Source organism: Bacteroides neonati, from assembly GCF_000499785.1.
Taxonomy (GTDB): domain Bacteria; phylum Bacteroidota; class Bacteroidia; order Bacteroidales; family Bacteroidaceae; genus Bacteroides; species Bacteroides neonati.
This window is the reverse complement of the sequence record NZ_HG726021.1, coordinates 364376-390733: the sequence shown is the minus strand read 5'-3', so window position 1 is coordinate 390733 and position 26358 is coordinate 364376. Positions and strand designations below refer to the sequence as shown.

The window sequence follows — 26358 nt, the reverse complement described above, 5'->3', positions numbered from 1 at the left end:
AGTTATAGTAATCCTTGCCGACACATAATAGACCTGTGCCTAAGTTGCAATTTTTACCAACTGAATTGCTAATAGCTAAAATGAACTGAGTTCTGAACTCTATTCCCTGAACTTTAAGCACAACAAGCAACTCAAATAAGAAATCTTACACATAAGTTGCCTATATTATCATCTGGGGAACCAGACTCATTCCACCTTCTTTAAATACGCTAAGTTTGTTGCCATCAAGATAAATTCAGAGAATAATCTCAGGAAATTATGAAACGAATAATTAACAGGATAATTGCAGTTTTATTTGCTGCCGGTCTATCTCTCAATGCAATGGGGACAGAGATTCAACAAGATTCAACAAGAAATTACATTCCATTTATGCAGATAAAATCAGCCGGAGGTACAGTTCTTCCTACCACACCTATCGTAAGGGGGAATAAACGTATTCCTTGGTTCAACGCTGTCAGTCTGCAATATGGTTATGCCTCTACCGGCAGAAGGTGGCAAGATGGAGTATATGGAATGCCTTATATGGGAGTCGGACTGCATCTTACAGATTTCTCCCGGAACAAAGATATTGGAACTCCCATCACTTTGTATCTTTTTTATGGAGCTGAGTTGAAAAGACTTTCTCCGAAGTTATCTATCGGCTATGAAGGTAATTTGGGATATTCTTTCAATTGGAAGCCTTACGATCCGGCACTTAATCCGGAAAATGGTGCTATTGGCGCCCGTTGGGCGGTTTTTATTGCCGTTGAACCTCATCTGCGCTGGAATATCAACCCACACCTGGACTTACAGGCAGGTGTCATGCTGTCGCATTACTCCAATGGGGGGACCCGGAAGCCTAATAATGGATTGAATATGTTTTCGCCTACCCTTTCTCTACGATACAAATTCCGGCAAGCCGACCGTCAGCCTTGGTCAATCGAGAAACCGCCTTTGTTTAAAAAGCATTTTGAGCATGATATTTCTGTTACCGCTTCATTGCGGCAGATAATGATCCACTCTGAAAAGTCGGATGTGAGGAGGCCACTCAATTACAATTTCGATGTAACGGGTTTGAACTATAACTTTTGCATTGTTCCCAATTATAATTATAAATACGGAATATCAGCCCATTTGGTATACGACGCAAGCAGTCATGCGGAAATAGAAGTAGATGGTGACCAACAATCGGTCAGATTAGCTCCATTTCACCGGAGGTTGTCACTTGGTGTGGCTGCTTACGGTGAATTGGTAGCAGAAGGCTTTTCTCTGTTTGCCAATTTAGGATATAATGTTGTCCATAACCAGCAGGATAAGCGTTTCTATCAAATCATAGGACTTAAATGTTATCTAAAAGAAAACTTATATGGAACTGTCGGTGTAAATGCCAGCAACCTCTCTTCAGCCAAGTTTCTGTTTCTGAGTCTGGGATATACTATCAGAAGTAAGCGTTAGTGAAGCGGACTATATTCATTCAATTTATTATCCGCCATCTACACTTCAGTAGGTAAAAACTGCACTTTAGAACAACTACCTTGATGAATCCACACAAGAGTTCTAATTTTGAAATCAGAAAGTCAATCAACAGGTTTTGATTATCATCTAAAAATATATTTTAATGGTGCCTGCCAGAGGTTTTATTGAATGTAAGCAGGAAAAATTCCAATTCATAAAAGGATCAGGCAGTACATTGACATGCAATTAATTTGTGTTGTAATTATAACTAAAGAAAATGAATATCAAAAAGAAAACCGGTCTAGCTCTTTTGGCATTTGTAGTATGTTGTTGGGGGATAACTCCTATACTTCCTTTTTTAGATTTCCCGAATAAGGCGATTATTATTACTACTTTGCTTATCACAAATGAAGTCCTGTTCATAATTACAATTGCCTTGTTGGGAAAAGAATACTGGAATAAAATTAAAAATGGAGTTTCACGCTTTTTTCTCTTCAGGAAAAAAGAGACAAATGACCAGCATTGAAAGAATTGTAGAAAAAAAACGGGAAAATAAAAAAAGCGCAAATGTTGAAAAATAATCCGTGGAGTATGGGAACAAGGCGTACCTATTTGCTTTTTAGTGACAGACCAATACGATATACATTTCATGACATAACTTTATTATCTGAATTCTGCTAATTTCTGTTTATTATCTCTAATCTACACCTCAGTAAGCAAAAACCGCATTTTAGGAAAACCACCTTGATGAATTAGCGCAAGAGCTCTACCTTTGAAATCTAAAAGTTAATTGCAAGTACAATTTAGCACTAAAAAAAATATTTCATATGATGATTTATGGAAAAAATACATTAAGATTTTTTGAAAAAACATCGTTCGAAGCCCATATATTTATAGAGTTTCCAAAAACGGTTCGTACCCAATGGCTCAAGAGTGCAATAGTATTGTCATTGTTGGTATTTACCATTCCGGCAAAAGGTCAGGATATCTTAATTAAAGGAGTAGTGACCGATTCTATCACGGGAGAACCATTGCCCTCGGTGTCACTAATATTAAAAGGAACAACAATTGGTGCCCCTACTGATTACGATGGTCGATTTTCTTTTTCCGCCCCTTCTAAAGCAGGTACGTTGAAGGTTTCCTATATTGGCTATACTGAGAAGGAAATACAATTAATTCCGGGAAAAACGGGTAATTTGTCGATATTACTGGTTCCAACGAGCATCAGCCTGTCGGAGGTCGTTGTTAAGCCAACCAGGGAGAGGTACACAAAAAAAGACAATCCTGCTGTTGCCTTCGTGAAAAACGTTATCCGGCAACGTGAGCAAAATGACCCGAGGAATAAGGAATTCTATAGCTATGACCAGTATGAGAAAATCATGTTTGCTATGAATGATTATAAACCCAAATCGAAAAAAGACGGTAAAGTCGGTCAGTTTGATTTTCTTAATGATTATATCGATACGCTGGAAATCGGAAAGACTATCCTGCCGGTATCCGAACGGGAGAAACTAATGTCCGTCTATTACAGAAAAGATCCTAAATCTGAAAAATGTGTGATGAAAGCGGCAAAGGCTGATGGTGTGGATGAATTATTGTCTCCCGATGGTATGCAAGAGTTTCTGAACGAAGTATTTAAAGAAGTAAACATCTTCCAAAATGATATCCCCTTATTCCTGAATCGTTTCGTGAGTCCTTTGTCTGCAATGGGACCTAATTTTTATAAGTATTATATGTTGGATACGCTAGAGGTGGCAGGACAAAAGTGTGTGGATTTGGGCTTTGCTCCCTTCACACCGGAATCATTCGGATTTACCGGGCATTTGTTTATCACGTTGGATTCAACCTATTTCGTACAGCGGGTTAAGTTAAATGTCCCGAAGAAGATTAATCTGAATTTTGTAGGAGGAATGACTATTGAGCAGACCTTTTGCCGTACCCCGGATGGAACTCGCCTTCTTACCAAGGATGACATCAAGGTCGATTTCAAAGTGACTGAAAAATCGAAAGGCATCTATGCCCAACGATTGAACATCTATACGAATCATGCATTCGACGCCCCCGTGAATATGTCAGTATTCAGTGAGGGCGCTCCTATCATTATCCCTCCGGAGGCTTATAAGCGTTCAAGTGAGTATTGGGAAGATCATCGCCCCGATGAAGCCGGGAAGCGAAAATCGAAATCAGTGGGTGAATTGATGGAGCGGTTGCGTACGGTCCCAGTCTTTTATGCTGCCGAGCAAGTGATTACGGCTTTTGTGAATGGCTACGTTCCAAGCAATTCCGATCCGGCTAAAAGCAAGTTCGAGTTAGGCCCGGTGAATACGATTATCAGCGGAAATTCAATTGAAGGCGCTCGTTTTCGTGTGGGTGGAACTACGACTACGGCTTTCAATAAGCGGCTATTCGTGAATGGTTATGTGGCATACGGTACAAGAGATCATAAATTAAAGTACGATGCGGCAGTGGAATATTCATTTATCGACAAAAAGAATTATCCAACAGAATTTCCGGTTCATTCTTTGCGTCTGGAATATATGTACGATGTGAACCAGTTAGGGCAACACTATCTTTATACGAATAAAGATAATATCTTCGTTGCTATAAAACGGCAGAGAGATACGCGCGCCACCTTTCAGCGAAAAGCAGAATTAACTTATTACAGAGAGCATTACAATGGGGTTTCCTATGGTGCTGCCTTACGGAACTTGACGGAGTATTCCACTCGTTATGCCGTTTTCGACCGCATCGACCGTGATCAGAAAGTCACTTCTCTGAAAGATTACCATATGACAGAACTTGAATTAAAGCTTCGCTATGCACCCAATGAGAAATTTTACCAGACTCGTGACTCCCGTTTCCCGATTACATTTGATGCCCCGGTGTTTACCTTAAGCCATACGATGTCTTTCAAGGATGTATTGGGCAGTTCTTATAACTATCAGAAAACGGAATTTGGAATAAGGAAACGGTTTTGGCTCTCGGCTTATGGAGCTGTCGATATCATTGGGAAAGTGGGTAAGGTATGGAGTACGGTACCGTATCCTTTGCTTATATTGCCTAATGCGAACTTGTCCTACCTTATTCAGTCGGAATCGTATACAAATATGAATGCGATGGAATTTATTAATGATGAGTATGCTTCATGGGACTTGACGTATAATATGAATGGCTTGATATTGAACAGTATCCCCTTGATTAAGAAACTGAAATGGCGGGAAGTAGTTACATTCCGGGGACTATTCGGGAATCTGACGAATAAGAATAATCCCTATTTGACAGAACGTAATGAGGGGCTATTTCAATTTCCAGAAGGTTCTTATATTATGGATAAAAAGGTTCCTTATATGGAAATGGGCGTTGGTATTGAGAATATTTTCAAGTTTATCCGAGTGGATTATACCTGGCGTCTGAGTTACAAGAATCATCCAGGTATACAAGACCGGGGTATCCGTATCCAGATGAAAATGACATTCTGACAAATAGCCCATTTATAGGTCTAAAAGGAGTGCTAATCGTAATAAAATAATAGATTTTCTTGCAAATAACCAGGTTGGCTGCAATATGATATCGAAGATAGTCTGATAAGTCAAATAAATTGAGCTGGCATGGTAGGCGTGAGTTTCATTTTTGTTATGCTCTTCATTGTGCAATAAAAAAGATTTATGTAATGATTAATCCGTACTATCACTTTGTATTCGGCTGTTTATGCACTATAGTAATATTAAATATGAATTATGGACAAAAGAAAACTTGTAGCAGAGGTAGCAAGAAAAACCAATTATGCAAAGTGGGAGATAAACTCGATGTTTGCTCCTCTCTGCCAGTCGATTCTTGCTGCTTTGCAAAATGGGGAGAAGGTTGCTATAAATGAATTTGGTTCCTTCGATCTCAAGGTCAAGAAAGAGAGGGCCTGGGTAGATCCGAAAACCAAAAGACGGAAAGTAATACCTGCAAAAGTACAAGTGGTTTTCACAGCCACCCCAAAATTTACTGTGGATGTAGAGGTTGTCGAACAACGAATCAACAAGCAAGTGGATACAAAATAGTCGGTATTAGCCAAGAATCTTAAATTATATGCCGGACAGCGAGAAAAAGCGTCACTTGTCCGGTGTCTTTTTTGCCCTCATATCAGCCAATCAAACTTCTATTCTATGGTATAGCTATTCTTCGGATGTAATCAAAAAACATTCGAAAATGAAGCTATTACTCAAAAGAAAATTCAAAGGAGAGACCTATACGATAGGTGATCTCTACATTGATGGTGTGTTTTTCTGTAACACCCTCGAAGACACTGTACGCTTACTACCTCTATTATGCCCCGATACGCCTCAAGGCATCGGCTGTCGCTGCAAAGAGAAAGTGTATGCCCGTACCGCCATTCCTTGCGGCACATACAAAATCACGATGGCTCACAGTCCCCGGTTCAAACGTGTGTTGCCATACCTGCACGATGTTCCCCATTTCTTAGGCATACTCATACATAGCGGCACCACCAATGCAGATTCAGCCGGGTGCATACTCGTGGGTAAAAACACCATCAAGGGGAAGGTTACAGAATCACGTGCCACCTCAGACCGGCTGAATGCGATATTGAGCAAAGAGAAGGATATTACCATTGAGATTGTGTAATGGGAAAGCTCCGTAAACTTAGAGCTCCCGACCATCTGCATATCGACTTTACCCCATCCCCCAAACAATACGAACTTTGGAAGTTGCTACAGCCGGAGTGCCCGAAGTGCGGAGGTGCAGTGAAACAACAATTAGTCGGATATGACGTAAGCCAGAATCCTCAATACAAGCCATTTTGTTACCAATGTGGTAACGCTAATATTCCACAACTCATTTTGGGTGGTGGAGCAGCCGGTAAACGACACCACTGCCGGCCTGTGCAGTAATGCACTGACAATAAATCTCTTTAACTGCTGGGAACTCTGACCGTGAGAGACGAAGACAATCAGCAACCAAGCCGGATAACCGGAAGGCTCAACGACTATCCCTACGGGGAGTACGGTCAAGCGACTGGAAACGGGAGACTCCTTAGAAATAAGGATGAAGATATAGTCTAATCCTTGTAGAAATACAAGGCGGCGAAAGCGATTATCAAGTAGCGATTGATAGTGAATTAGTTAGGGTGGGAAATCGTTTTTGGCTTCAGTATGGTTAGTAAGTAGCTGTATCCGTTTTCCGGAGATACGGGCGATTGTGGCACGTAAGACATTGAAATCGCTCAAAGAATCGACCTGGAATACGATACGAGCGGTTATTAAACGATGGGGGTTGATTGAAGATGTGCATTATCGGGTGAACAACCTTGCCGGAACGTTGACGTTCTGGAACGACTCGATAATACTGATGTTGGAGATGGCAGATTTGCCCTCAGACCCGAATTTCGAACGGTTCGGGTCGATGGAAGCAACTATCTGTGCCGTGGATGAGGTATCGGAAATTGGACAAAAAGCTATTGAGGTGCTGTTCTCCCGTTTGCGCTGGCGTACTCACGAAACGTTTATGGTCTCGAAAATGTTGCTCACTACGAACCCGACTACAAACTGGGTACGTGGACGGTTTGTGCAGGATGATAACGGTGATAAGGTGGAGTTGCGTGAGGGTGAGTATTATGTGCCTTTCAGTGTCTTTGACAATCCTGATGTAGGTTTCCGGCAGACGTATGAAGCGGCTCTGAATAAGATTTCAGACCAAGCCACTAAAGAGCGTCTGCTCTATGGGAACTGGGACTTTGTGGAAGCCAACGATATGGCGATATACAATCGCTTCGATGGTGCCAAGCATCTTATCGCCGGGTTGAAAGAAGGTGTATATGACCCTACAAAACCACTCATTACGGTGTGGGACTTTAACGTTGCTCCGCAGATGTCGGTACTGGCAGCTCAGATTGATTATGACAACAAGAAGGTCTATGTGTTAGAGGAAATCTTAGGCAAACCACAGGATAAGGAGAATAATACTCCGGCACTCTCTCGACGAGTTCAACAGAAATTCTATCGGGAAAAACATATCGGCGGCGTAGATGTAACGGGTGACCCATCGGGTTTACAGCGTTCGACAACTACCGAAGACGGCATCAACAACTACACCGTAATACTCGATACGTTTGGCAAGGGTATTCTTAGACCAAAGTTGAAGTTGATGAGAAAGCAACCGCCCCAAGTGACCCGATGCGAGTTTGTGAACGAGCTGTTTACCGGATACAACGGTTGGGCGATTGAGATAGACCTGAAATGTCGGAAGCTGACCGAGGATTTGATTTACCAGCTTAAAAACGAAGACGGCACAAAGTGTAAGCAAAAAGTTACTGACCCTAAAACGGGTGTGAAGTATGAGAAATACGGTCACTTATCGGACTGCTTGGACTACTTGCTTTGCTACTATTTGCGGGATAGCTGGTACAAATTTAAAAGCGGAGATAACAGCGGAAGCATTATAGCGACCACTCCCGCCGTATATGATGGATTTAACTACTAAAAAAACGAATATGTACAGACGATTTTTAAACGACGCTGATTATCTGGGTGTGATTACCGCCGAAGCCCTGGCACAAATGACACGGGGCAATGCCGACCGTTTTGCCCAAGCCGAAGAATCAGCAGAGATGAGTATCATTGAAAACCTCAGTGAGAACTACGAGATTGAACAGGAGTTGAACAAAGGCAAGTACATTGCCGAGCACGACCGCCGGATTACTTTCCCGGTAGGTGCGTTTATCTATCTGGAAGGACGCATCTATGAGGTGATACGCTCAATCAGTGGTTATAAAGTCCCTTCTACATTAGCGTATTGGGAAGAACACGTAGAGTTGAATTTCGATATCGGGAACACTGCCCGATACTCTCAGTTCGGCACCTACTACGTGGGAGACATTGTAGCGCATAACGGTGTGGCATATATCTGTAAGGAGGAGAACGGCTATAAATTTGGAGATATTCGTATTCCGATGGTAGAGGGTTGGTTTGAGGCGGCTACTACCGAGTGGTTACCGATTGAATACAATCTCTGGGAAGTAGTCTCGTTCAACGGGGCATTTTATACGTTGATGAAGCTCGATGAGTTCGATAATAATATCAACCCGTTTGACTCGCTCTGTTGGGGTGCGATTGCCGACTATGATCCTGCGTATAATGATTATGAGCTGGAGGAGCACGAATATGTAGTGTATGACGGACGGGTGTTCTATCCGGGGTTGGATGTGAACGCCGATATGCCTATCGTAGGACATAACATTGCACAGAATGACCCTCGTAACTACAATATCAAAAAGCACATGGTACGGCTGGCTATCTATGAGCTGACCAAACTGATTGCGCCCAACAATGTGAGTGCTGTGAGGCTGAAAGACCACGAGGAGTCAATGAAGTGGTTGAATGATGCGTCAAAGCTTCGACTCAATCCCCAGATCCCCCGCAAGCTGGCCGAAGACAATAAACCTGTTACGGATTGGCAACTATCGACGTTCCAGACCGATTACGACCCATATAAGAATCCGTGGCTGACATAAATAGTCGTCAAATTGCTTGTTATTCGCGGAGTTTGATTAAATTTGTATTTCAATCAAAGAAATAGCCTATGTAACAGAAAACTTAGAAACATAATATAATAGCTTTTTAGCTGTTTGTCCGCTCCAACAAAACGACCAATTTTAGCAGCAAGATAAACAGGGATAGCCAATGCTATATTCACATAGCACGGGCTTGACTTGTTTGCTGCGTGGTGCTTGGTCGTACCTGTTGGAGGAACTTGTCGAGTACCGTGCTTCTTTTTTAGGGTGCGGTTCAGCAAAAATCAATGTTCAACCAAGCACCCAATATTTTATGGAAATTATCAAAGAAAAGACGGTTGCCTTTACCGGAAATCGCACACTTACAACATCAACCGGACACCCGGATAACAATCTGGAGAATGTCATTCGAACTGAACTTTATTATGTCCTCGAAGAATTATATCAGGAAGGCAAAAATACCTTTCTCAGTGGTATGGCCATCGGCTTTGTAGGCTGGCAGCAGAGACAGTTCTTGATTTAAAGAGAAGTCACTCCGATGTGAAACTATATGCTATTATCCCTTTCGTTGGTCAGGAAGATAGATTTAATCACCGGGACAAAGTAAGATATAAGCAACTATGTGAAGCTGTCGACGAAAGGCATGTAATATGGAGTCGGGAGTATAGCAGAATATCATATTTGAAGCGGAATGACTTTATGGTAGATAACTGTTGTGAAGTGATAGCTTATAGCAACGGAGATGGAAGCGGCACACTTTATACTATTGACAGGGCCACAAAAAATAATATCAATGTACTGAACCTCTACGACGAACTGGCCGAATATTTTGCCATAGATTGTGATGTAAAGCGTTTCTTGCAGGAGCATACTCGTGTGCCCGATATGAAATACGGACGTGAAGGTGTAATATTCAGCGGAAACAATCAGCCATTTCCAGTAAACTTTGAACAAATCAATACTGTTGAGAGCAAACGAGGACGGCTGATTTTTACGCTTAAAAATGATACCGTGATTGGAAAGTCGCTCTTTTCGGAAGATTGTTGGATAAGGAGTTTTGGCGGAGAACCATTGACTAACAGTTCCAAATGGTTTTCTGCGTTAAAAAAACTACTGGGAAGACAATAGATGAGATAAATGACCTACTTTTTTTACTCAATTTGCTCTGAACTCGCACACTTGGGCTACTATCCGAATTAGCAGGTTGTTAGAGGTGTAAATGTATGTATATTCCGCTACTTGTGCGGCTTCCCATGCACTGCAATAAGTGGTGAAAATCAGTATTATCTTAGCCAAAAAGCATTATCTTTGTGGCTCTTAACAAAAAAATATTTGTAGAAAATGACAAAAGCTGATATTGTTAGCCAAATTGCTAAAACGACCGGAGTGGATAAAACTCAAGTGGCTTCTGTGGTGGAAGCGTTTATGGAGAGTGTGAAAGGAACGATGGCCTCCGGAGAGAATGTTTACCTGAGAGGATTCGGCACCTTTCAGATAAAGAAGCGTGCTGAGAAGACAGCCCGTAATATCTCGAAAAATACCACTATAATTATTCCGGCACATAGTGTTCCGGCTTTTAAACCAGCTAAAGAATTTATCTTAGCCGTTAAAAAGCAGTAGTGAATAACATTACGAAATATAACCTGAAAACAACACTAATATCAGTCGCAAAGCTGATATTGTTGTATAGTGCTCTGGCTTTCCTGATTGCGCCGCAGAGTGATGGCTTCGTGTGGAGCTCCATCAATCCGTTGGAGTTTCTGGAAGGAGTTGTTTTTGCTCTCGGTTTCGGATTGGGGGTTCCGGTGTGGCTATCGGTAATCGTGATCGGGTTGTTTTCGTTTTTGCTGTTTGTCGTCTTTTTGTGGGTTGCACGGAAGATGGTGAAATAAGAAAATGACATCGTGGTGATGTCCTTTCTTGTTTTCGGAGATTTTCAGAGTCTTATTTCTTAGACTCTTCCAATGACGCTTTACGAAACTCTTTCATAGCCTTTTCGATTTCCAAAGAAGCTTTGCGAGCACGAGTTCCGGCAGCTTTGTTTCCGTTTTCTGCTTGAGCAGCAGCATCAGTTTTGAAAGCCGTATATGCAGCTTCGATCTTTTCGATTAATTCTTTCATTTTTTGTTAATTTGTTAGTTTATACCTATTTGGCGGCAAAGATAATGATCCTCATTAAATTGTATTCATAACCTGATTGTCAATTGCTTTTTGAGTCGTATTTTTAAAGTAGTGTTTAAATATTGTTTGTGGGCTATTCCCTGCCATCTCAGCTACAATAGCCGGATGCACATTGTCTGCTATCATAGTTGTGATAAATGTTCCTCTGGCTGAATACCATGTTATTTTATCATTGTACTTAATTACTTCGGATAATTTCCGCAAAGTAATATTAACCTTTGTTCGAATCTTATTCATCCGGCTTCTCTTTTTGGATTCGGTTGTATGTCTGAAAGAGAAGATAGGTAGGACATAATTTCCAAAGCACTTGTTTTTATATTTTTCAGCAATAGCTCTCGCTTTGGGATGAAAAATAATAGATGCTTTTTTCGGGAATTTTGTACGCTCATAAGTCAATCTTCCATCTTTATCAATACAATCCCATGTCAGAAAACAAACATCGACGTTAGCCATGCCGCCCGTGTAAAAACTAAAAAGGAATAAATCAATGTGGAACTGTTCTATACGAGAGAAAAGGGTTCTATCGACATTCTCTATCTTTCGGATTACGTCTAAGGGGATTGTTTTGGGCTCAAACTTTTTTGGCTTCATTTTAGGCTGAACACGCTGGAAAATACTCATATCCGCATCAGGAACTCCCATTTTGTTCGCATAGTATACAATTCCTCTCAGCACTTTCATGTTGCCATATAAGTTACCTTCATTCCCATTCTCTGCACCTCGCTTTTGCAAGAAAAAGCAAAAAGCATCAGCAAATTCCTCTGTTATATCTTCAAAATAGTAGGAGGATAGAGCCCGATTGTATTTTTGCAGTGTAAATTCTTCTAATACACGCCGCATACATCTATAGCGTCGAGCTGTGCCAACACTGGTAAGAACATTGCCATTTTTGATTCGTTCTCTATGACAAAGCTTATCATTGAGGATATCGAACATTTGGCAAACAGAAATAACTTTTGTGGATTGACGCTTTTTATCGATATTGTCAAAGCTATGAGACCACTGAACAGGAGCCCATTGTTTGCATTCTGCTTCCCAATCCTCAGCAACTTTAAGGTACTTGGTTTTAAATTCAATTAGCTTCTGATTTTTCTCAGAAGCTTCTACTCCCTTGGACTTGAATTGTTGAGTCTGGCTATCCCAGTCTTTAATAGGACCAGTAATGTTTAATGCCTTTGTGACTCTTGCGTAACCAGTCTTGAAGAAGACTGCCTCCAGTTTTACTAACTGCGGGGTTTTTGGGTTTTCTTTTCCTTTGATGTTAATTGTAAACATAGCATACAAGTTTAATCGTTATACGTTTTTTGGGAATAATCCAGAGTCCAAACCAGACTACATGAATTACTACATCGGAATAGTACCTTTGCCCAAAAAAGGTTTAATTTTGCCATGAGAAACACCTCTATGGCTCTAAACCTGTATGATTGAATTAATCTAATATGCTATGTTTCTGTTATTTACAATATACTTGATTGTATATTGTAAAAAGGGGGTGTGTCGAGTAAAATCGAGACAGTCCCTTTTACTATGTATTCGATTTTTATTTGCTAAGTATTTCTTGCAACATCACCGGTTCGTTGGTTGTAATGAAATCGATGTTGTTATCGATCAGCCACTGCATGTCTTTGGGATCGTTTACAGTCCACGCATTCGTCTTTAGTCCCAGTTCGCGGCACTCTTTGAGCCATTCGGGGTTTTTGCGGAACACGCTATAATGATAATCAGGTCCTGCGCAGCCCATCTCTTTTAGTTCGCGTGGCGTGAGCTTTCCGTCGAGGTTAAACACCGGTGTACCCGCAGGTGCCAAGCGTACGAACTCTTTGGTGGCATGTAGCGAGAAAGTGATGTACTCCATGCGATCTTCCAAACCAAATTTCTTCACCAGAGCGATAATCTCTTCGATTGCTTTCGTTTCACGCTCGGGAGTGCTATGTCCTTTCAATTCGAGTATGAGACGTGTTTTGAGCGGTTTCGCCACTTGCAGGTATTTGGCAAGTGTAGGCAGACGTTCGCCGTTATCGAGCTTGAGGGTGGTGAGTACGGTCGAGGTCGTTTTTTCCATGCTGTGCGATTGAAAGCTGGGATCGTGATTAACCACTAACTGTCCGTCGGCAGCCAACCAAACATCGAACTCGGAACCATAGCAACCTACCGAATCGGCTTTGATGAGGGCGGCAATGCTGTTTTGTGCCGAACCGTTTGTTTTCCAATATCCGCGGTGAGCGATGACCTGAGTTTGCGCTAAAGCTCCGAGCGAAGCGAGGAAGAGGGTAGAGGTTAAAAGAACTTTTCTCATTTTCATAACAATCTTCATATTCGTTAGTAATAAATGCAAAGGTAGAAGAAATATATTGAAAATAAAAAAGAATCAATAGGCTTCTTCGTGAACTCCCTTGACGGCTCGTCCGCTCGGATCGTTTTGTCCTTGAAACGTAACATCCCATGCCAATGCTTCGGCGGTAGAGCAAGCTACGCTTGGTACGCTTGGTACACTGGTAGCAGCACTGTTACTCGGAAAGTGTTCGGCAAAAATACTACGATAATAATACTCTTCTTTGCTCATCGGCGTGTTGATCGGGAAGCGTTGGGCGGCATCTGCCATTTGCTCATCGCTGACAGCTTGTGCGGTAACCCTTTTGAGGGTGTCGATCCAGTTGTAACCAACACCGTCGCTGAACTGTTCTTTTTGTCGCCATGCCACACTGTGAGGCAGCTTGTCGGCGAAGGCTTCGCGCAGCACCTTCTTCTCAATCTCTTTACCTGTACAGCGTTTCACTTCGGGATCGAGACGCATGGCTACATCGAGAAACTCTTTATCAAGAAATGGTACACGCCCCTCTACACCCCAGGCCGATAGGCTTTTGTTGGCACGCAAACAGTCGTATAGGTGTAGCTTGGATAGCTTACGTATCGTCTCCTCGTGAAAAGACTTTGCATCGGGTGCTTTGTGAAAGTAGAGGTATCCGCCGAATATCTCGTCGGCACCCTCGCCGCTGAGTACCATTTTAATACCCATTGACTTGATGACTCGTGCCAGCAAGTACATGGGAGTAGAGGCACGCACGGTTGTAACGTCGTAGGTTTCGATGTAGTAGATAACATCGCGGATAGCGTCCAGACCTTCTTGAATGGTGTAATGTATTTCGTGATGCACGGTGCCGATGTGCTGGGCTACTTCGCGCGCTTTGGACAGATCGGGGGCATCTTTTAGTCCCACGGCAAAGGAGTGAAGCTGCGGCCACCAAGCATCACCGGTACCATCCGTCTCGATACGGCGGGCGGCATACTCTTTGGCAATGGCTGATATCACAGACGAGTCGAGTCCGCCACTGAGCAACACTCCATAGGGAACATCGCTCATTAATTGGCGTTGCACGGCTTTTTCAAGTGCCTCTTTGAGTCGATCGGTGCCAACAGGATGTTGCTTTACCGCTTCGTAATCGGTCCAGTCGCGCTTATACCATCGCTTCATCTTTCCTTCCCGGCTGTGATAATAATGTCCGGGCAAGAAGGGTTCATAGCTTTCACACTGCCCCTCGAGGGCTTTCAGCTCGGAGGCAAAATAGAGGTGTCCTTCGGCATCACGACCGATATAGAGGGGAATCACTCCGATCGGATCTCGTGCGAGAAGAAATTCATCACGCTCTTCATCGTATAGAGCAAAGGCGAATATTCCGTTCAGTTCTTCGAGAAAGTCGATACCTTTGTCACGATAGAGTGCCAGAATAACTTCACAGTCCGATCCGGTTTGGAAATCGTACGTATCGGCATAGCGTTTACGTAGATCGCGATGATTGTATATCTCGCCATTTACAGCCAGTATTTGCTTACGATTGGGCGAGTAAAGAGGTTGTCCGCCACTTTGAGGGTCGACAATTGAAAGTCGCTCGTGTGTAAGGATAGCACTCTGTCCGCAATAGATGCCACTCCAATCGGGGCCACGGTGACGAATTGTTCTTGACATGCCAAGGGCTTTACTTCTCAGCGCTTCGGTCTGAGTCTTGATTTGAAGGATACCTGCAATTCCACACATAGTTGTATTGTTTTAGAGGAGGTTATTTTGTTAAAAATGCATCGATGCTTGCTGCGACCCGGCGCCCTTCCATCATGGCACGTACTACCAGACTGGGACCTGTGGCTACATCGCCTGCACGAAACACATGGGCGGGCAGTTCGCTTAGCTCAGGTTTGAGATAGCCCATAGCGAGCAATACCAGATCGGCTTCGATCACTTCGGTTGTTGCAACGGGCTGTTGTTTTGTTCGAGCTAGTACTTGCTCAACTATGGGGGCTTCTGCCTGCTTTTCAACGACTACTCCGGTTATATGCCCCTCTTTGCCGATAAACTCTTTCGAGGCGAGACTCCATCGGCGTGTACAACCCTCTTCATGGCTTGAAGTCGTTTTACGTATCAATGGCCATTGAGGCCAGGGCGTGGCAGGGTTGTGATGGGTGGGTGGTTCGGGCATGATTTCGATCTGTGTTACGCTGATAGCCCCTTGCCGAATGGAAGTGCCGATGCAATCTGAGCCTGTATCGCCACCACCGATCACGAGTACCCGCTTACCTTTGGCAGTGATGCGTTCGTCTTCACCAAAGGATTGTCCGGCCAATACCCGGTTCTGCTGTGCCAGCAGGTCGAGTGCAAAATGAATGCCTTTAAGCTCGCGTCCCGGTATAGGAAGGTCGCGCGGTATCTCGGCTCCTGTGCATAGGCAATAAGCATCGAACCCGTGAGGCAACTGCTGCGTATCGATAGTAGTCTGCATAACAAACCGGATACCTTCCTGTTCGAGCAGTCTGATACGGCGGTCAATGACGGTTTTATCGAGCTTGAAGTTAGGAATACCGAAGCGAAGCAACCCACCCGGAGCTTCGGCCTTATCGAATACGGTAACCGAATATCCTTTGAGGTTAAGTTGATTGGCCACTGTAAGTCCGGCAGGACCTGCACCGATAATGGCTACCGAACGACCATTGCGAACCGGGTTGGCCGGAGTGATGTATCCTTCGCGAAAGGCTGCTTCTACAATGGCTGCTTCGTTTTCGCGGATTGTTACGGGTTCGTCGCACGAGAGGTTGAGCACGCAACTTTTCTCGCATGGGGCAGGGCAGATGCGTCCGGTAAACTCGGGAAAGTCGCAGGTTGAAGCCAATATCCGGTAGGCCTCCTGCCATTTGCCCCGGTATAGGGCATCTTGCCATTCGGGTTGTTTATTGCCAACAGGACAAGCCCAATGGCAAAACGGTACACCGCAATCCATACAGCGCGATGCCTGTTGCTTTCGGTCGTGCGTATTGAGTGTTTGCTCCACCTGGCTATAATCGGTAATACGTTCGAGTACGGGGCGATAGCCGGCCTCGTATCGGGGTATAGTTAGGAATGCTTTTGAATCTCCCATAATAATAAGCTAAAATGATAATACTAAAATGAAACCCGGTTTACGGTTTAATAATCTCTTTGCACATCTGCAATCTTTTGTTGCAACTTTTGCATCTGTTCCTCTTGCAGTACTTTTTTGTACTCGATGGGGACTACCTGAATAAACTGATCCAGGTAATGGTTCCAATTGTCGAGCATGGTTCGTGCCAGTTTGGAGTTGGTATACAAGTAGTGCTGTCGAATCAGTTCGTGCAGTTCCTTGCGGTGTCCGGCCTCCTCAATAAGTGAAAGCTCGACCATCTCCATGTTGCAGAAATAATCGAAATCACCCTGCTTGTTCCAAACGTAAGCCACACCACCGCTCATGCCGGCTGCAAAATTGCGTCCAGTCTCGCCCAGTACCACTACACGACCTCCTGTCATGTATTCACAGCAATGATCACCCACACCCTCCACTACGGCAATAGCACCTGAGTTGCGTACCGCAAAGCGTTCGCCTACGCGGCCGTTGATATATACTTCGCCGCTGGTAGCTCCATACAGCAGTGTATTGCCCGCAATAGTGTTCTGTTCTGCTTCGAAGTGACTGCGTATGGGGGGATGCACGGCAATGCGTCCGCCACTTAACCCTTTGCCCAGGTAGTCGTTGGCTTCGCCTTCGAGACGGAAATTGACACCGGCTGCAAGAAAAGCACCGAACGACTGTCCGGCCGATCCTTTAAAGCGGATGTTGAGTGTTTGGTCGGGCAAACCCTGCTCGCCATACTTACTGGCAATAACCCCCGACAGCATGGTTCCTACAGCCCTGTCGGTATTGGTAATGGTATATTCCAACGAAATCTCTCGCTGCTTCTCAATCGCTTCACGGGTAGCATGCAGCAGGGTGATGTCTTTCACAGCTTCTATGTTGTGCTCCTGACAACTGAGGTGACGGATGGCCGCACCGTTTTCAATACGGGTAAGCAGTTTATCAAATGAGAGCAGATTATGTTTGGGGTGTGTATCGGCTGATACACGCTCGATCAGGTCGGTACGCCCTACTATGTCGTCAAGACGTTCGACACCGATTTCGGCCAGATGCTCGCGTACCTCTTGTGCCAGAAAGGTGAAGAAGTTGACCAGATATTCGCTCCGTCCATGAAAACGACGACGCAACTCTTCGTTCTGTGTGGCAACACCTACGGGGCAGGTGTTGAGGTGGCATTTGCGCATCATCACACAACCCAGTACAATAAGTGCAGAGGTAGCAAAGCCAAACTCTTCGGCACCGAGCATAGCCATCAGTACAATGTCTCGACCGGTTTTGAGCTGTCCGTCTACCTGCAACATCACTTGTCCGCGCAATCCGTTCAGTACAAGGGTTTGTTGAGTTTCGCTCAACCCGAGCTCTGGCGAAATACCGGCATACCGAATGCTCGAAGCAGGTGAGGCACCCGTACCTCCTTCGGCTCCGGAGATAACGATAAGGTCGGCCTTAGCCTTTGCTACACCGGCGGCAATGGTACCTACACCGCTTTCGGCAACCAGCTTCACACTGATTTTGGCACTTGGGTTTACATTTTTCAGATCGAAGATAAGCTGTGCCAGGTCTTCGATGGAATAAATGTCGTGATGCGGTGGTGGTGAGATAAGCGAGATACCCGGAATGGAGTGGCGTGTACGGGCAATGACCTGATCGACTTTATAGCCGGGTAGTTGTCCACCTTCACCCGGTTTGGCTCCTTGGGCAATCTTGATCTGTATCTCGTCGGCATTGACCAGATATTCGGTTGTAACACCGAAGCGTCCCGATGCTACCTGTTTGATGGCACTACGCAGCGAACTACCGTCTGCCCGTGGGGTAAAACGAGCAGCATCTTCGCCCCCTTCGCCGGTATTGCTACGTCCGTGAATCTGATTCATGGCTACTGCTATTGCCTCGTGCGCCTCGCGACTAATGGAACCATAGCTCATAGCACCGCTTACGAAACGCTTGAGTATTTGTTCTACAGGTTCTACCCGGTCGATGGAAATGGGCGAATGCTTGAAGGAAAGAAAGTCGCGCAGAAATACGGGTGTCGTTTTGGTATCTACCATCGTGGTAAACTCCTTGAATTTCTTGTACGAACCCAGTCGGGTGGCTAGTTGCAGCGTACTGATGGTTTCGGGATTCCAGGCATGCTGTTCGCCATCTTTGCGAAAAGCGTATATACCCTTGTGCGGCAATAACGCAGCGAGATCGCCGGCAAATCCTTGTCGATGCATAATCAGTGCATCGCGTGCAATCTCGGTAAGACCGATGCCGCCGATCGTTGAATGTAATCCTCCGAAATAAGCTTTACTTAGTTCTTCGCTCAATCCTACTGCCTCGAATATCTTCGCCCCTCGATAAGAGCGGATGGTAGAGATACCCATCTTGCTCATAATCTTCAACAATCCTTTGCAGATGGCTTTGATGTAATTCTTTTCGGCAGTGGCATAATCGAGTTGAATCTCTTGGGCGGTCACTCCTTCGTGAAGTACGGCAAAAGCCAGATAAGGGTTTAGTGCACTGGCTCCGAATCCTAACAAGAGAGCGGCATGCATCACTTCGCGAATTTCTCCGCTCTCGACGATCAAGGCCGTTTGTACTCGTTTACCGACCGATATGAGGTGGTGATGCACTGCACTAACCGCGAGTAAGGAGGGAATGGCTGCATGGGTAGCATCTACATCACGGTCGGAGAGAATCAGGTAGTTGACACCGTTGGCAACAGACTCCTCTGCCTGTTTACACAGTTGGGTGAGTGCTTGCTGCAAGCTGCTCGTACCGCCGGATACTTCGAAAAGGATGGGTAGCTTCATTGTTTTGAAGCCTTTGTATCGAATGTTGCAAAGAATATCGAGTTGCGTATTGGTCAGGATGGGGTGATTTAATCGTACCATCTTGCAATGCCCCTCGTTGGGAGTGAGAATGTTCATTCCTACCGCGCCAATGTATTCGGTGAGCGACATTACCAGCTCTTCGCGAATAGGGTCGATGGGTGGGTTGGTGACTTGGGCAAATTGCTGTCTGAAATAGTTGTAAAGTAGTTGAGGCTCGGTCGAAAGTACGGCCAAAGGTGTGTCGTTGCCCATCGACTGAATGGGTTCTGCACCGGTAGAGGCCATGGGTAAGATGAGCTTCTCCACATCCTCTTTGGAATAACCAAAGTTGCGCAGCAAGCCGGGATAGTTTGCTACTGCATGAGCAACCTTTCGGCCACTCTTCAGTTCGTCGAGTTCGATGCGGTTGGTAGCTAGCCAAGTACGATAAGGTGCGCCCTCGGCCAGCTGTTTTTTTAGTTCACCATCGTAATAAATCTCCCCTTTTCGAGTATCGATGAGTAATATCTTTCCGGGTTGCAGGCGTCCCTTCTCTTGTATCTCGGTCGGTTCGATATCGATGGTTCCCACCTCAGAAGCTACTACCATCATGCCACTGCGTGTGATCAGATAACGAGCTGGGCGCAGTCCGTTGCGGTCGAGCATACCTCCTGCATAGCGTCCGTCACTAAAGAGTAGGGCGGCAGGGCCATCCCAAGGTTCCATCAAGATAGAATGGTATTCATAAAAAGCTTTCAACTCCTCTCCAATAGGATTTTTCTCGTTGAATGACTCAGGTATGAGCATGGCCATAGCATGAGGAAGGCTGAGTCCTGACATAACGAGAAACTCGAGTACATTATCCAACGAAGCACTATCGCTCATATCGGGTTGTACCACAGGATGCAATGCGCGGATATCGCCCAGAATAGGAGTGGAGAGTACGCTTTCACGTGCTTCCATCCAGCCGCGGTTACCGCGAATGGTATTGATCTCTCCGTTGTGTGCCAATAAACGGAAGGGCTGTGCCAATGCCCACGTAGGGAAAGTATTGGTGCTGAAACGTGAATGCACCAAAGCCAATCCGCTGGTGAAATAAGGATTGGTAAGGTCGGGAAAGTAAGTGCGTAGTTGCATGGATGAAAGCATGCCTTTATAAACGATGCTTTGGCTCGATAGTGATACGATATAGAAGATCTCACGCCCAGGGATGGCTGAACATCTGATACGGTTTTCGCACTTCTTGCGAACGGTATACAGTTTATGTTCGGGTGTAGCGTTATCTGTAAAACCGGTAATGAATACCTGCTTGATGTCCGGTTCGGTACTTAATGCAGCTTCGCCCAATACGGTAGAGCAGGTGGGAACGTTGCGTAGATGCATCAGTGTAAGTCCCTCTTTCTCTATCTCTTCGATGAGGATACTTAGCATTTCGGCCTGAGCCTTTTCTTCTTTGGGAAGAAAAAGCAGCCCTGTTCCGTATTGTCCTTTTTCCGGTACGGGGATACCCTGAAGTAAGATAAACTCGTGCGGTATTTGAAGTAGAATACCTGCTCCGTCGCCTGTTTTATTATCAGCTCCTTCGGCTCCTCGGTGGCGCATGTTTTCTAATACTTTCAGCGCCGACTCTACAATTTCATGTGATTTGTTGCCGTGGATGTTTACCAACATGCCTACACCGCAAGCGTCGTGCTCATTGGATGCATTATACAATCCCTGTTGTCTGTTTCCGAATGGTTCATTGAAACAATTGTTTTTGGTGCTAAAAAGATTTTCTTTTCTCATTATTTCTATCTTTATTCTATATTAGAAACTTTATTTGCATTAAAATGTTTTGCAAATATACGTATTTAATTTCAAAATGATATATTATTTATTGTATTTAATTTCATTTATACGCACGAGTAAGTTAGATTATGATAAATTGTAATTATAATGTAGTATCTTTGCTTCGATTTGAAAGTATTGAATAGAATAATTGAGTTGATTGTAATTTATTTCTTTTTGTATCAAAAATAATAGAAAAATTAACGTTTTGATATTAAAACAACTTTTTTCTATGTTTATGTCAAATAAGCTCAGAGAAGCTAATCTTTATGTCATAGGAATATGTATCTTTGCAAACAGAATTAAAATTAGGGATTGTATATGTGTGGAATAGTAGGTTATATTGGGAATAAAGAAGCCTACCCCATCCTCATCAAGGGACTGAAGCGACTGGAGTATCGTGGATATGACAGTGCCGGGGTAGCATTGATTAGTAAAGAGCATCAATTAAATGTCTACAAGACGAAGGGAAGGGTTTCCGATTTGGAAAGTTTCGTCACGCAGAAAGATATTTCCGGTAATATAGGTATCGCACATACACGTTGGGCCACCCACGGAGAACCTTGTTCCATTAACGCCCATCCCCATTATTCTACCTCCGAAACACTTGCCCTTATCCATAACGGTATTATCGAAAACTACGCAGTTCTAAAAGAAAAGCTCCAAGCCAAAGGCTATCTATTCAAAAGTAGTACCGACACCGAAGTACTTGTTCAACTCATCGAATACATCAAAACCACCAATCATTTTGATCTTTTATCAGCCGTACAGCTAGCGTTGGGCGAAGTAATCGGTGCTTATGCCATTGCTGTGTTAGAGAAGGATCATCCGAATGAAATCATTGCTGCCCGTAAAAGCAGCCCATTGGTGATCGGCATTGGTGAGGATGAGTTCTTTCTTGCTTCGGACGCTACTCCTATTGTTGAATACACCGATCGGGTAGTTTATCTCGAAGATGAAGAAATTGCCGTGATTCGCCGAGACGAAGAACTGAAGGTAGTCAACTTAAGCAATGTGGAAACGATACCGGCTGTGATACGTGTGAAGCTTAATCTGGGACAGCTCGAGAAAGGCGGATACCCGCACTTTATGCTCAAAGAGATTTTCGAACAGCCCGGTTGTATCACCGATTGTATGCGTGGACGCATCAACCTGGATAAAAATAATGTGGTACTCTCGGCTGTGATTGACCACAAAGAGAAGCTGTTGAGAGCCAAACGGTTTATTATTGTAGCTTGTGGCACTTCGTGGCATGCGGCATTGATTGGGAAGCATCTGATAGAGAGCTTTTGCCGTATACCGGTAGAGGTTGAGTATGCATCGGAGTTTCGCTATCGCGATCCGGTAATTGATGCCGACGATGTAGTGATTGCCATTTCACAGAGCGGTGAAACAGCCGATACCTTGGCAGCAGTAGAGTTGGCCAAGAGCCGGGGTGCCTTTATCTATGGAATCTGCAATGCAATTGGTTCGTCTATTCCGCGGGCTACTCATACGGGTTCGTATATCCATGTTGGTCCGGAGATAGGAGTGGCTTCAACCAAAGCTTTTACAGGGCAGGTTACTGTCTTGACTATGTTGGCACTAACGTTGGCGCGCGAAAAACAAACATTGAGCGAACCGGCATTTTTAGCTATTTTACAAGAGTTGGGCAATATACCGGCAAAGATGAAAGAGGTCATGGCATTGAACGATCAGATTGCAGAACTTGCCAAGATATTTACGTATGCTCATAATTTCATCTATCTGGGACGCGGATATAGCTATCCGGTAGCTTTGGAAGGAGCATTGAAATTAAAAGAGATTTCGTACATACATGCCGAAGGTTATCCGGCAGCAGAGATGAAGCATGGGCCTATTGCCTTGATTGATGCCAAAATGCCGGTAGTAGTCATTGCGACGCACAACGGACTGTACGAAAAGGTAATCAGTAATATACAAGAGATTAAAGCGCGCAAAGGCAAGGTAATTGCCATTGTGACGAAAGGAGATACCATCATTCGCCAAATAGCCGACTGCTGTATTGAATTGCCCGAAACATTGGAGTGTTTAGATTCGTTATTAACAACAATACCTCTTCAATTGCTGGCATATCACATAGCCGTGTGTAAAGGAATGGATGTGGATCAACCGAGAAATTTAGCAAAATCAGTAACAGTAGAATAATGGAACCATTAAAACATGAATGCGGCGTAGCGATGATACGCCTTTTGAAACCACTCGATTACTACGAGAAAAAGTATGGAACGTGGATGTATGGCTTAAACAAACTCTATCTACTGATGGAGAAACAACATAACCGTGGACAAGAAGGAGCCGGTTTGGCTTGTGTCAAGCTAGAAGCCAATCCCGGAGAGGAATATATGTTTCGTGAACGCGCCATGGGATCGGGAGCAATCACCGAGATATTTGATGCTGTACAGAGTAATTTCAAAGGATTAAGTAACGAGCAACTGCACGATGCCAACTACGCCAAACGCGAACTCCCTTTTGCCGGCGAGGCTTATATGGGGCACTTGCGTTACAGTACTACCGGACGGTCGGGGCTCTCTTACGTACATCCTTTTTTAAGAAGGAATAACTGGCGTGCCAAGAATCTGGCTCTCTGCGGTAACTTCAATATGACCAATGTCGATGAGATATTTGCCCGTATTACAGCCATCGGGCAGCATCCGCGCAAATATGCCGATACGTACATCATGCTCGAACAGGTGGGGCATCGTCTCGACCGTGAAGTAGAGCGTCTTTTCAATCAAGCCGAAGCCGAAGGGCTGACGGGTATGGGAGTAACCCACTACATCGAAGAGCATATCGACCTGGCCAACGTGTTGCGTACTTCGAGCCGTGAGTGGGATGGGGGATATGTCATCTGCGGACTGACCGGAAGCGGAGAATCCTTTGCATTGCGCGATCCGTGGGGTATTCGTCCGGCTTTCTGGTACAAAGACGATGAGATTGCCGTGATAGCCTCTGAGCGTCCGGTAATACAGACTGCACTCAACGTTCCTTTCGAAGAGATCAAAGAATTGCAACCGGGACAGGCTGTGTTTATTGACAAGGCGGGGCAATTGCGTACGGCACAAATAAACAAAGCCCGCCAAAAGAAGGCTTGCTCGTTCGAGCGAATCTATTTCTCACGCGGTAGTGATGTGGAAATCTACAGAGAACGCAAACGCTTAGGCGAAACCTTGGTTCCGCGCATTCTCAAAGCAATTGATAATGATCTGGATCATACCGTATTCTCTTTTATTCCCAATACCGCCGAGGTGGCTTTCTACGGCATGCTACAAGGACTCGACGATTACCTGAATGAAGAGAAAGTGCGACAGATAGCCGATTTAGGGCATCATGCCAATCTCGAAGAGTTGGAAGCGATACTCTCGCGTCGCATTCGTAGTGAAAAGGTAGCTATCAAAGACATCAAACTGCGTACGTTCATTGCCGAAGGGAATACCCGCAATGATCTGGCAGCTCATGTATACGACATCACTTATGGTAGCCTGCGGGCAGGGATCGATAACCTGGTGATTATCGACGACAGCATTGTACGTGGAACCACCTTAAAACAGAGTATTATCAGTATTCTCGACCGCTTAGGACCCAAGAAAATAGTTATTGTGTCTTCTTCGCCGCAGGTGCGTTACCCCGATTATTATGGCATTGATATGGCACGCATGAGTGAGTTTATCGCCTTCCGTGCCGCTATCGAACTGCTCAAAGAACGGGAGATGAAGGATGTGATTGAAGCTGCTTACCGCAAGTCGAAAGATCAGGTGAATCTTCCTAAAGAACAAATGATCAATCATGTAAAGGAGATTTATGCTCCCTTTACCGATGAAGAAATATCTGCCAAGATGGTAGAACTGCTCACTCCCAAAGGAACGAAGGCGAAAGTCGAAATCGTCTATCAACCCATTAGTGGGTTGCACGAGGCTTGTCCCGATCACCGGGGCGACTGGTACTTTAGTGGCGACTATCCCACACCGGGTGGAGTGAAACTGCTCAACGAAGCTTTTATCAGCTACATCGAGCAAGGATATCAATTTTAAAATCGTAATATCGTAATATAGAATCAGTGTGATGCGAAATGTAACTTTAATCCTTAACGACGGGAGCCGTTTTAGCGGCAAGTCGTTTGGCTACGAGAAGCCGGTGGCGGGCGAAGTAGTGTTTAATACCGCCATGACCGGTTATCCGGAGAGTCTTACAGACCCCTCGTATGCCGGGCAATTGATGACCCTCACTTACCCATTGGTGGGTAACTATGGTGTTCCGCCTTTCACGATCGAGTCCAATGGATTGCCTACGTTCATGGAGAGCGAGCGTATTCATGCACAGGCGATTATCGTGAGTGACTATTCCGAAGCGTTTAGCCATTGGAATGCAGCAGAGAGTTTGGGCGATTGGTTGAAGCGCGAACAGATACCTGGCATTACGGGGGTAGATACGCGTGAATTGACTAAGGTTCTTCGCGAGCATGGAGTGATGATGGGACGCATCGAGTTTGATGATGAAGTATCGGGCGATAAAGCTGATGCCGCAACGGATGCAGCCTTTGTGTATGATGAAGTAAACTTTGTGGATAAAGTAAGTTGCAAAGAAGTAATCACCTATACTCCGGCAACCGACGGACCGCACAAAAGAGTCGTGCTGGTAGATTGTGGTGTGAAAGCTAATATTATTCGCTGCCTACTGAAACGTAACGTTGAGGTGATTCGTGTGCCTTGGGATTATGACTATAACACGCTAGAGTTCGATGCTCTTTTCATCAGTAACGGCCCGGGCGATCCTGATACCTGCGATGCTGCCGTGCAGAACATCCGCAAGGCAATGGCGAATGAATCACTCCCGATATTTGGTATTTGTATGGGCAACCAGTTGCTGTCGAAAGCTGGAGGAGCAACGATTTACAAACTGAAGTACGGACACCGCAGCCACAATCAGCCCGTGCGTATGGTTGGTACTGATCGTTGTTTCATCACTTCGCAGAACCACGGTTATGCCGTAGATAATACTACGCTCGGTGCCGACTGGGAGCCACTCTTCATCAATATGAACGATGGTTCGAACGAAGGTATCCGTCACAAGAAGAATCCTTGGTTCTCGGCTCAGTTCCACCCCGAAGCGGCTAGCGGCCCTACGGATACAGAGTTTCTGTTCGATGAGTTTGTTTCATTAATTCGTAAATAATAGC

The 26358-nt window shown here is 44.7% G+C and carries 20 protein-coding genes and 1 pseudogene; 15 read left to right on the top strand and 6 right to left on the bottom strand.

Annotation, left to right across the window (positions count from 1 at the left end; all coding sequences use genetic code 11):
- The first annotated feature begins 258 nt into the window (after positions 1–258).
- From TY03_RS11005 to TY03_RS10950, 12 genes and pseudogenes are all read left to right on the top strand, one after another.
- Positions 259–1434 carry an acyloxyacyl hydrolase gene (locus TY03_RS11005; RefSeq protein ID WP_081698277.1) on the top strand — a complete coding sequence of 392 codons (1176 nt, stop codon included), beginning with the start codon at positions 259–261 and terminating at the stop codon, positions 1432–1434.
- A gap of 277 nt (positions 1435–1711) precedes the next feature.
- A complete protein-coding gene (locus tag TY03_RS11000) occupies positions 1712–1960 on the top strand; it encodes a transporter suffix domain-containing protein (protein WP_024996466.1) in 249 nt (82 codons plus the stop codon).
- Positions 1961–2261: 301 nt separating this feature from the next.
- Positions 2262–4913 (top strand): DUF5686 and carboxypeptidase-like regulatory domain-containing protein, encoded by a 2652-nt coding sequence (locus TY03_RS10995; protein WP_230201964.1) that lies wholly within the window; start codon positions 2262–2264, stop codon positions 4911–4913.
- Between the two features lie 258 nt (positions 4914–5171).
- Positions 5172–5483: an HU family DNA-binding protein gene (locus TY03_RS10990; protein ID WP_051260482.1), complete on the top strand. Its 312-nt coding sequence runs from the start codon at positions 5172–5174 to the stop codon at positions 5481–5483.
- 148 nt (positions 5484–5631) lie between these two features.
- Positions 5632–6066, top strand: a complete 435-nt coding sequence (locus TY03_RS10985; protein WP_024996468.1) for a DUF5675 family protein — start codon at positions 5632–5634, stop codon at positions 6064–6066.
- Positions 6066–6332, top strand: coding sequence for a hypothetical protein (locus TY03_RS10980; protein ID WP_024996469.1), 267 nt, complete (start codon positions 6066–6068; stop codon positions 6330–6332). The genes TY03_RS10985 and TY03_RS10980 overlap by 1 nt, the downstream gene beginning before the upstream one ends.
- Before the next feature lie 235 nt (positions 6333–6567).
- Positions 6568–7920, top strand: a pseudogene (locus TY03_RS10975) (phage terminase large subunit); the annotation flags it as partial.
- Between the two features lie 10 nt (positions 7921–7930).
- Positions 7931–8950: a hypothetical protein gene (locus TY03_RS10970; protein WP_024996470.1), complete on the top strand. Its 1020-nt coding sequence runs from the start codon at positions 7931–7933 to the stop codon at positions 8948–8950.
- A 169-nt stretch (positions 8951–9119) separates the two neighbouring features.
- Positions 9120–9473 carry a hypothetical protein gene (locus tag TY03_RS10965; protein WP_024996471.1) on the top strand — a complete coding sequence of 118 codons (354 nt, stop codon included), beginning with the start codon at positions 9120–9122 and terminating at the stop codon, positions 9471–9473.
- A 17-nt stretch (positions 9474–9490) separates the two neighbouring features.
- Positions 9491–10078 (top strand): SLOG family protein, encoded by a 588-nt coding sequence (locus TY03_RS10960; RefSeq protein ID WP_074434165.1) that lies wholly within the window; start codon positions 9491–9493, stop codon positions 10076–10078.
- 213 nt (positions 10079–10291) lie between these two features.
- On the top strand, positions 10292–10570 hold the full coding sequence (locus TY03_RS10955; protein ID WP_024996473.1) for an HU family DNA-binding protein: 279 nt from the start codon (positions 10292–10294) through the stop codon (positions 10568–10570).
- Positions 10570–10842, top strand: a complete 273-nt coding sequence (locus TY03_RS10950) for a hypothetical protein (RefSeq protein ID WP_024996474.1) — start codon at positions 10570–10572, stop codon at positions 10840–10842. The genes TY03_RS10955 and TY03_RS10950 overlap by 1 nt, the downstream gene beginning before the upstream one ends.
- A 52-nt stretch (positions 10843–10894) precedes the next feature.
- On the opposite strand, the gene TY03_RS10945 is transcribed toward TY03_RS10950, so the two are convergent.
- The 6 genes from TY03_RS10945 to gltB form a co-directional block, all read right to left on the bottom strand.
- Complete coding sequence (locus tag TY03_RS10945; RefSeq protein ID WP_024996475.1) at positions 10895–11071, bottom strand: histone H1; 177 nt, start codon at positions 11069–11071, stop codon at positions 10895–10897.
- Positions 11072–11125: 54 nt separating this feature from the next.
- Positions 11126–12406: a phage integrase SAM-like domain-containing protein gene (locus TY03_RS10940; RefSeq protein ID WP_024996476.1), complete on the bottom strand. Its 1281-nt coding sequence runs from the start codon at positions 12404–12406 to the stop codon at positions 11126–11128.
- 265 nt (positions 12407–12671) lie between these two features.
- Positions 12672–13433, bottom strand: coding sequence for a glycerophosphodiester phosphodiesterase family protein (locus TY03_RS10935; RefSeq protein WP_042370210.1), 762 nt, complete (start codon positions 13431–13433; stop codon positions 12672–12674).
- Between the two features lie 66 nt (positions 13434–13499).
- Positions 13500–15164: an asparagine synthase B gene (asnB, locus tag TY03_RS10930; RefSeq protein WP_042370014.1), complete on the bottom strand. Its 1665-nt coding sequence runs from the start codon at positions 15162–15164 to the stop codon at positions 13500–13502.
- 22 nt (positions 15165–15186) lie between these two features.
- The gene (locus TY03_RS10925; protein ID WP_042370012.1) at positions 15187–16533 is read right to left on the bottom strand and encodes a glutamate synthase subunit beta; all 1347 of its coding nucleotides are present in this window, start codon (positions 16531–16533) and stop codon (positions 15187–15189) included.
- A gap of 47 nt (positions 16534–16580) precedes the next feature.
- The gene (gene gltB / locus TY03_RS10920) at positions 16581–21122 is read right to left on the bottom strand and encodes a glutamate synthase large subunit (protein WP_042370010.1); all 4542 of its coding nucleotides are present in this window, start codon (positions 21120–21122) and stop codon (positions 16581–16583) included.
- A 363-nt stretch (positions 21123–21485) separates the two neighbouring features.
- On the opposite strand from gltB, the gene glmS reads away from it, so the two are divergent.
- The 3 genes from glmS to carA are packed head-to-tail and all read left to right on the top strand — an operon-like array spanning position 21486 to position 26354.
- Positions 21486–23330, top strand: coding sequence for a glutamine--fructose-6-phosphate transaminase (isomerizing) (glmS, locus tag TY03_RS10915; RefSeq protein ID WP_042370008.1), 1845 nt, complete (start codon positions 21486–21488; stop codon positions 23328–23330).
- Positions 23330–25213 carry an amidophosphoribosyltransferase gene (locus tag TY03_RS10910; RefSeq protein ID WP_042370006.1) on the top strand — a complete coding sequence of 628 codons (1884 nt, stop codon included), beginning with the start codon at positions 23330–23332 and terminating at the stop codon, positions 25211–25213. The genes glmS and TY03_RS10910 overlap by 1 nt, the downstream gene beginning before the upstream one ends.
- A gap of 31 nt (positions 25214–25244) precedes the next feature.
- Positions 25245–26354 (top strand): glutamine-hydrolyzing carbamoyl-phosphate synthase small subunit, encoded by a 1110-nt coding sequence (carA, locus tag TY03_RS10905; RefSeq protein ID WP_042370004.1) that lies wholly within the window; start codon positions 25245–25247, stop codon positions 26352–26354.
- Positions 26355–26358: the final 4 nt, after the last annotated feature.

Excerpts from the sequence above, each read along its gene's own strand:
- glmS (WP_042370008.1), top strand. The coding sequence starts at position 21,486 with ATGTGTGGAATAGTAGGTTATATTGGGAATAAAGAAGCCTACCCCATC.
- TY03_RS11005 (WP_081698277.1), top strand. The coding sequence starts at position 259 with ATGAAACGAATAATTAACAGGATAATTGCAGTTTTATTTGCTGCCGGT.
- TY03_RS10990 (WP_051260482.1), top strand. The coding sequence starts at position 5,172 with ATGGACAAAAGAAAACTTGTAGCAGAGGTAGCAAGAAAAACCAATTAT.
- carA (WP_042370004.1), top strand. The coding sequence starts at position 25,245 with ATGCGAAATGTAACTTTAATCCTTAACGACGGGAGCCGTTTTAGCGGC.
- TY03_RS10935 (WP_042370210.1), bottom strand. The coding sequence starts at position 13,433 with ATGAAAATGAGAAAAGTTCTTTTAACCTCTACCCTCTTCCTCGCTTCG.
- TY03_RS10965 (WP_024996471.1), top strand. The coding sequence starts at position 9,120 with ATGCTATATTCACATAGCACGGGCTTGACTTGTTTGCTGCGTGGTGCT.
- TY03_RS10910 (WP_042370006.1), top strand. The coding sequence starts at position 23,330 with ATGGAACCATTAAAACATGAATGCGGCGTAGCGATGATACGCCTTTTG.
- asnB (WP_042370014.1), bottom strand. The coding sequence starts at position 15,164 with ATGTGTGGAATTGCAGGTATCCTTCAAATCAAGACTCAGACCGAAGCG.
- TY03_RS10995 (WP_230201964.1), top strand. The coding sequence starts at position 2,262 with ATGATGATTTATGGAAAAAATACATTAAGATTTTTTGAAAAAACATCG.
- gltB (WP_042370010.1), bottom strand. The coding sequence starts at position 21,122 with ATGAGAAAAGAAAATCTTTTTAGCACCAAAAACAATTGTTTCAATGAA.
- TY03_RS10985 (WP_024996468.1), top strand. The coding sequence starts at position 5,632 with ATGAAGCTATTACTCAAAAGAAAATTCAAAGGAGAGACCTATACGATA.
- TY03_RS10980 (WP_024996469.1), top strand. The coding sequence starts at position 6,066 with ATGGGAAAGCTCCGTAAACTTAGAGCTCCCGACCATCTGCATATCGAC.
- TY03_RS10945 (WP_024996475.1), bottom strand. The coding sequence starts at position 11,071 with ATGAAAGAATTAATCGAAAAGATCGAAGCTGCATATACGGCTTTCAAA.
- TY03_RS11000 (WP_024996466.1), top strand. The coding sequence starts at position 1,712 with ATGAATATCAAAAAGAAAACCGGTCTAGCTCTTTTGGCATTTGTAGTA.
- TY03_RS10955 (WP_024996473.1), top strand. The coding sequence starts at position 10,292 with ATGACAAAAGCTGATATTGTTAGCCAAATTGCTAAAACGACCGGAGTG.
- TY03_RS10925 (WP_042370012.1), bottom strand. The coding sequence starts at position 16,533 with ATGGGAGATTCAAAAGCATTCCTAACTATACCCCGATACGAGGCCGGC.
- TY03_RS10940 (WP_024996476.1), bottom strand. The coding sequence starts at position 12,406 with ATGTTTACAATTAACATCAAAGGAAAAGAAAACCCAAAAACCCCGCAG.
- TY03_RS10970 (WP_024996470.1), top strand. The coding sequence starts at position 7,931 with ATGTACAGACGATTTTTAAACGACGCTGATTATCTGGGTGTGATTACC.